This window comes from Parabacteroides sp. AF18-52 (assembly GCF_003479145.1).
Taxonomy (GTDB): domain Bacteria; phylum Bacteroidota; class Bacteroidia; order Bacteroidales; family Tannerellaceae; genus Parabacteroides; species Parabacteroides faecis.
Genome location: NZ_QUGR01000017.1, coordinates 50,045 through 57,833, shown reverse-complemented (window position 1 = coordinate 57,833; position 7,789 = coordinate 50,045). Strand labels below are relative to the sequence as shown.

At 44.1% G+C, this 7,789-nt stretch carries 2 protein-coding genes; one reads left to right on the top strand and one right to left on the bottom strand.

Annotation, left to right across the window (positions count from 1 at the left end; translation table 11 throughout):
• Window positions 1–364 precede the first annotated feature (364 nt).
• The gene (locus DWX23_RS20510) at window positions 365–4,273 is read right to left on the bottom strand and encodes a two-component regulator propeller domain-containing protein (protein WP_233587706.1); all 3,909 of its coding nucleotides are present in this window, start codon (window positions 4,271–4,273) and stop codon (window positions 365–367) included.
• A 309-nt stretch (window positions 4,274–4,582) separates the two neighbouring features.
• On the opposite strand from DWX23_RS20510, the gene DWX23_RS20505 reads away from it, so the two are divergent.
• A complete protein-coding gene (locus tag DWX23_RS20505; protein WP_122375826.1) occupies window positions 4,583–7,780 on the top strand; it encodes a TonB-dependent receptor in 3,198 nt (1,065 codons plus the stop codon).
• Window positions 7,781–7,789 lie beyond the last annotated feature (9 nt).

Sequence of the window (7,789 nt, the reverse complement as noted above, 5' to 3'; positions counted from 1 at the left end):
TTTTTTAACCGCTTCGTCTTCCTCCTTCGCGGACGTTCACCCGCTTAGGCCTTTCCTAGGAAGCTCGGCTTCCTTTTATGATTGCCGATACCGACACCTATATAATATAACAGGTGCTTTTGGTTTTAACTGACAGTATCGGCCATCATAAAAGAACGCTTTGCGTTCTCTGAAAGGCATCAGCTGGTGAGCGTTAAACGCAGCAGCCGTAGAGAGCGTCCGGAACATCCGCTGTTTGAGCGAAGCGAGTTTCGGAGGCGACAGCGAACGCAGGATGCGGAGTAGCGAGGTAGGTGCAGCCTTGAACTTTTGGTTACTTTTCTTTCAAGAGAAAAGTAACATTCAATTCTGATAAATATTGAATCTACCCTTTTCCTGCCTCTGCATTATTTCTGTATTGCGATGGGGGCATTCCTTTGATCTGTTTGAACATCGTGCTGAAATGACGGGGGTATTCAAACCCTACGGCTTCGGATATTTCTGTGATATTCATCGTCGAATGGAGCAGTAATAGCGAAGCCTTTTCTATACGGATCATATTGATATAGTCATTGACCCCCATATTGGTCAGTGCCTTTAGTTTGGCATAGAGCGGCGTACGGCTCATGCCCATTTGAGTGGTCAGGAATTTGACATCGAGTTCACGGGAAGAGATATTGTCATGGATCAGCTTATTCAGTTTCAACATGAATTCTTCATCCAGATTGTTTGTTTGTGCCGGGATTGCTTCGGCCAGATGCAAATGGCTTTCTTTATATTTCTGTTTGATCGCCTCCCTGTTCTTTAACTGGTTGACAATGACAGCTAGCAACAGTTCCATATCGAACGGTTTTGCCAGATAAGCATCTGCTCCGAGTTTATATCCCATTGTCGTGCTATCCAGGTCGCCCCTGGCGGTGAGCAGTATCACCGGAATATGGCTGGTTGCCATATCTTCCTTGATCTTTTTACATAATTCATATCCGTTCATCTTCGGCATCATAATGTCGCTGACGATAATGTCCGGATGCTTCTGGTTGATTATTTCAAGCGCTTCCTCTCCGTCACCTGCCACATAAATGTTTTTGAAAGAATCGAGCAGGGCTTCTTTCAGGAAAGAACTTAATTCCTTTTTATCTTCCACAATGATGATAGAATAGTTGTTTGTGGAAAACACGTCGGGTTCAGATGGCGTGTCGACTGCAAACCATGTATCCTGTCGGTTCTCTTCGTCCAACTGTTCTCCACGATCGTCTCCGAGCGGAAGTTCGAAGAAGAAAGTAGCTCCTCCGTCGTCATTGTTCATGGCTCCAATGGTGCCGTTATGTTTCTCGATCAGTATTTTGGCAAAAGAAAGGCCGATACCGCTTCCGGATTGTTCGTGATTCCCCTGATAGTAACGTGTGAACAGTTTGTTCGCATCCAGATTATCCAGACCGATACCCTGGTCCGCTACACTGACACGTACTTTTCCATCTTCCAACTGGCTGGAAACGGTGATCGTCGTATCTGTAGGACTGAATTTAAGGGCATTCATCAGCAGATTCGATAAGACGGTCGTACATTTTGCCCCGTCGAATGTAACCTGACGGATGTTTTCATCCAATTGGTATTTTATCTTGATATTCCGGGCTTCCAGTTCGCTTTCAAAATCTTTGGCAACTGATACGATCCACTCGTTCAGTTGGTAAGGCGTCTTGTGTAAAGCGGTCTTTGTTTCTTTCAGACTGTTCATGTCCAGTACCATATTGATCGTGTTCCGCATGTCCAGCACTTGTTTGTATATGCCTGCCAATTGCCCTTTCATCATTTCCGGATCGTTCCATCCTTTTTTGTCGAGTATCCTTTTCAGCGGGGCATAGATCAGGGTCAGGGGCGTACGCAGTTCGTGACTGATATTGATGAGGAAATGTACCTTTTCTTCATTCATCCTGTTGGTATGCTCCTTCATTTGCCATTGCATCTTTCTGTTCCTGCGTCGGCGCGATACACGGTCGGTCCAGAAGAGCATCAGGGTCAGCAGAATAATAAAAATAGCAAAAACGTAAGGACGTTGATACCAGGGAGGAGTTACCGTGATATGAAGCACTTCGGCCGGTTCGCTCCATTCTCCGCTTTTCGAATTACAGGAGACCAGGATGGAGTAATCGCCCGGAGCCAGCATGCGTAAAGAGAGGATATGGTTGTATGTTTCAGTATATTGCTTGTCTGTCCCATTGATCATGTAACGGTACAGTTTGTTTCTGAACACGTCCTTTTCCATAGAGATTACTTTTATTTCTATCGAGCTGTGCGTATGAGGAATGGTTATCCGGTTCTTACCGCTGGCTTCGAGTTGGTCGATACATGAATTTCCGTTCAGTAAGACGTCCATAAGCCTTACCTCCGGCAGGGGAGCTTCCTTAGTGGATATATTTTTGTTGATGCGGAGCAGTCCGGAGGCTCCTCCCAGATAAATATAATCCGAAATAGAAGAAACCTGATATTTATAAATAAACTCATTCGTGGTATAACCGTCCGATTCTCCCCATGAGGCAAACCGTTTCTTTTTCAGGTCATACGAGAATAACATATTACGTGCTCCGATCCACAGTCTGTCCTGGTCGTCCAGCAGCAAAGTCGAGACACTGTTGAAGAGTTTGGTTTCGATCTTGGTGAACACTTTGGTCTTTGAATCGAAATAGCCGAAACCATATTCTGTCCCGATCCAGAATATACCGTTTTTATCGCGGGCAACGGCTTTAATGGCTTCGTGTGTTCCTATGCTGAGAAGTGTATATAATGTATCGTTGCCATGATGGGCTTCATAGAGTTTATTACTTTGGATGATGTATGCGGATCTGTCATCGGTACAAACCATTTTCATCGGTCCGACGGCCAACTTATTCCCGTCGATTTTCAGGAATGAATATTTACCGGTCCGGAGATTGTGGCTGATAGCATTTTTGCCGAGAAAATAGGACCATTCATCTGTTATACGGTAAGCCATAGAGGCATTGCCGCCATGAAACTGGTCGATCGTGGTCGCTTCGTCGATCACATAAAAAGGACGGCTGTAACGCCCTGTCTCTTTATTGAACAGGTAGAGACCTTTCGTGTATAGGGAAACAAGCAGTTCCGAATCGGAATAATCCGTTATGGAAACGACTTTATCTCCGTAGGTGGCCGGATAATGTTTGAATGTATCGGTATAGGGGTTATACTGATTGATGCCGCCTCCGTCTGTCCCCAACCATAAACGCCCTTTTTTATCTTCGTGGATACTGCTGACCGATATGTCGCTCAATCCGTTGGTATTATTGAGAGGCACGTCTTTATATGTTTTCATGAAAACTTCTTTAATGCCTATCATACCGCCACGTACTGTCCCCACCCAGATATTTTCCTGTTTGTCTTTATAAATGCATTTGATGGAGTTTACCGGGATCGTACTCATATCCCCGGGAGTGTGCATGATAGCGGTCATATCGGAAGGATCATCCATATCCATGATATTGATGCCTCCGCCATCGGTGGTGACCCAGAGTTTATTGTTTATCTCCATGAAGTCGAGGACCAGGTTCGAGGTCAGTCTGGAATTTCCGGCGTGGATAGTATACAATTTTTTGCCGTCCGGAGCATAACAGACGAAACCTTTATTATAAGAGGAGAGATAAAGTCTTTTCTTGCTGTCCAGGTATATGGCATTCAAACCGGTCTGAACCGGATAGTCGGTAGGGGAGAGCTGGTCGGTGATCGGATTGTATTTGAGAACGCCTTTGTATTGGGAAACCAGTAATAGTTCGTCCTTATCCCAGGTTTTTATGTAGTAAGGACTGAAATTGGAAGAATCCTCCAGAAGGACCGGCCTTTTGCGGAATGTCTGCTTTTTATAGTCGTAAATATATATCCCTTCGTTGGCTGTGAACAGGATCGAACCGGAAAGTGAGCAGAATGAATAGGAGATGATCGCTTTATCTTCAAATTTAGCGGGACGGAATGAGTCGCTGCTTTTATCATACAGGGTTAATCCGTTGTTGGTCGATATCCAGATGTTATTTTCGGCATCTTCAGCTATAAAATAGATCGTGTTGCCGGGTAAAGAATGTGGATTATCTTTTTCGTGATAATAACTTTTCATGTCGTAACGGTCGAAACAGTTCAGACCGGAAGCTGTGCCGATCCATATCAGTCCTTTGTTGTCTGCCAGGATACAATGGACGGTCGTCTGCGATAATCCTTTGTCGAGCCCCAACTGCTGGAAATAGTAGCTGGGATTAGCTCCCCTTCCATATCCGGTGCAGGTGAAAAACAAGAACAAAATGTATAATATCCTAAAAATATAGCTGTTCCCCATAGTCTCCTATTCTAATATCCGCAAATGTACTAAAACATGTCCAAAGATGAAAGTATTCGGCATAATCAGAACATTAGGATGGTTTTTGATATGAAAAGTACATTGATTGACGTCGGGATATGACGGAAAATGCAACTTTGCCTTTGCAATTATTAACTAATCGAGAGTGCTTATGAAATAGGACTGATTGGATGTTATTAGATGTAAGTTTGAAGAAACTTGTCTGTCTTGAGAAATTAAGTATGTTATTTTAAAATTTAGTGTTTTATGAAAAAATCTTTTCTAACATTTTTCTTGATGTTGTTTTGCCTGGTAAGTTTTGCTCAGCAAAATGTGACCGGGATTATTCTTGAAGAAGCTACGTCAGAACCCCTGGCTGGAGCAGCAGTCCAGGTGAAGGATTCACACAGTGGTACGATAGCCGATGCGGATGGCCGTTTTTCCATTTCGGTATCACCCGGACAAACATTGTTAGTCTCTTATATCGGTATGATCTCACAGGAAATTCTGATAAAGAGCGGTATGAATGATATAACCGTAAAGATGCTCAGTGATGCGGTTGATATTAATGAAGTAGTAGTAGTAGGTTATGGTGTACAGAAAAAAGTGAATCTGACCGGTTCCGTATCAGCCGTTAAGGGAGAGGCTTTGGAACGTCGTCCGGTTGCTGATGCTGTACAAAGTTTGCAAGGTATGGTACCGGGTTTGCTGGTAAGCAATTCGGATGGTGGCCGTCCCGGAGGTGCAGGTACTTTGACATTGCGCGGGCAGGGAAACCTGGATAATAATGCCAATCCTTACGTATTGGTGGATGGCGTGGAAATGAGCCTTTCGGATGTAAATCCCAGTGATATTGAAAACATATCCGTTTTGAAAGATGCCGCGGCTTGTGCCATCTATGGTGCACGTGCTGCTTATGGTGTAATCCTGGTGACGACAAAGAAAGGAGAAGAAGGCAAGATGCGTGTGAACTATCAGGGTACGGTAGGTTGGAGTGCTCCGACAGTTTTACCCGATATGGTCGATTCGTACTCTTTTGCACAATATTGGAATGCAGGTTGTGTCAATGCCGGTTCACCTCGTTTGTATAGTGATGAGAAAATGGCTTTGTTACAGCAATATATCAAAGATCCGAGCAGTGTCGATCCCTGGTTTGAATTACCGGCTAACTCAAATATGAACCCGGCTTTTGAAAACTCGGAGTCTGGTGTCGGTAATGTCGACTATTTCGATTTACATTATAAGAACTGGGCTTTCAAACAGAATCATAATGTCAGCCTGAGCGGTGGCGGTAAAGCGGCACAATATTATATTTCCGGCGGATATTATTCAGAAGACGGTATCCTTCGTTATGCCGACATGGATTATAAACGTTATAACTTTGCAGCCAATATCACTTCACAGCTGACGAGCTGGATGAAACTGAAAGTAAATACGAAATTCATGCATTCTGACCAGAATACGCCGTTTGGTGACGGTGGTATCAGTGAAGGTTTCTACCATTCACTGGCTCGTTTCCGCCCGACAGTTTCTCCTGTCGACCCGAACGGACATTTTACGGAACTGACAATGATTCCTTATCTGCAGAGTGGAACTTATACGAATACGCAGCGTGATAATATGAATATTACAGCCGGTTTGGATATCCAGCCGTTGAAGAACTGGTTCATATTTTTTGATTATACCTATAAATTAGGTAATAAGGAATATGAAGCACTGAATGTCAGTCCGCTTATTTATGGAGCTGACGGCGTAAGTACTTCCAAAGGGGTACGTTCTGAGCTAGGTATGTCTCCTGACGGTAAATTTACCCGTAGTTATGACCGTTCACGTTATCAGTCGATCAATTTGTATACAAATTACCTTTTCAGCATCGCTGAAAAGCACAACTTTACTGTAATGGCTGGTTTCCAAGAAGAAGATTATGATTACAGCTTGATGAAAAATTCGATCACAGGACTGTATTCGACCAGCAACCCGAACGTAGGTATGGGAACCGGTGACAAAACCGTTGCTGATATCCGTAACGGCTGGGCTACCCGTGGTTTCTTCGGACGTATCAATTATGATTACGACGGACGTTATCTGTTGGAAGTGAACGGACGTTATGACGGTTCTTCCCGTTTTGCATCCGGACATCGCTGGGGATTCTTCCCTTCTGTTTCATTGGGATGGAATATCACCCGTGAACAATTTATGAGTTCTGTAACAGATGTACTGTCTAACCTGAAACTTCGTGCTTCTTATGGTTTACTCGGCAACCAGGCCGGTGCAGCATTATATACTTTCGCTTCGACAATGGAACTCAACAATGTCCTGGGTAACTATATTTTCTCTGACGGACGCCATATTTTTACAAGAGCGCCGGGTGTGGTAAATCCGACAACTACCTGGGAAAAGGTGGAAAGCAAGAATATTGGTCTTGACTTTGGTTTCTTAGGAAACTCGTTGACAGGTACGCTCGATATCTTCCAGCGTGATACGAAAGATATGTTAGGTCCCGGTGTCGATTTCCCTGATTTCTTCGGAGCAGATGCGCCTAAGACAAATAATGCCCGTATGCGTAACCGGGGGTGGGAGTTGGCTTTGAATTATCGCGGACAGATCGGTAATGACATCCAGTATACAGTCGGAGGTTCTATCTCTGATGCGATATCTGAAGTAACAGAATATGCGAACCCGACAGGAACCAATCCGAAAGAGAACTGGTATACCGGTAAAAAGGTCGGTGAAATCTGGGGATACCGTGCCGATGGCTTGATCCAGACACAGGAAGAAGCGGATGCTTACAACGAAAAATACGACCTGTCATTTATCAGTGGTAAACCTTGGACACCAGGGGATGTGAAGTATCGCGACCTGAACAATGACAATAAGATCAATAACGGAACCAATACTTTGGATGATATGGGTGATATGACGGTTATCGGTAATACGACTCCGCGTTATCAGTATACTGTGAACGGTTCTATCAGTTGGAAAGGTATAAGTCTGAGCATGATGTTCCAGGGGGTCGGCAAGCGTGACTGGAATCCGGGAACTGGTGCTTATTTCTGGGGAAGCGGTCCATATGCACAGGTGACCGTATTTAAGGAACATATGGATTACTGGAGCGAATCGAATCCAGGTGCCTATTATCCGAAACCCTATATCCATACTGCAGGTGGTGTGGTTCCTTTCAGTAACAAGACAATGACTACCAGTGACCGTTATATTCAGAGCGGTGCCTATTGTCGCCTGAAGAACCTGACGATCAGTTATGATCTTCCGACTATATGGACAAATAAAGTGGGATTACAGAAAGCCCAGGTCTTCTTCTCGGGTGAAAACTTACTGACTTTTACAAAGTTGAAAGGTATGTTTGATCCGGAAGCGATCTACACAAAGAATGATTACACCAGTGAGGGTGGAAAGAATTATCCGATGAATCGTGTACTATCTGTCGGTTTGGTTATTAACTTATAATTTAGAGCT

Excerpts from the sequence above, each read along its gene's own strand:
- DWX23_RS20505 (WP_122375826.1), top strand. The coding sequence starts at position 4,583 with ATGAAAAAATCTTTTCTAACATTTTTCTTGATGTTGTTTTGCCTGGTA.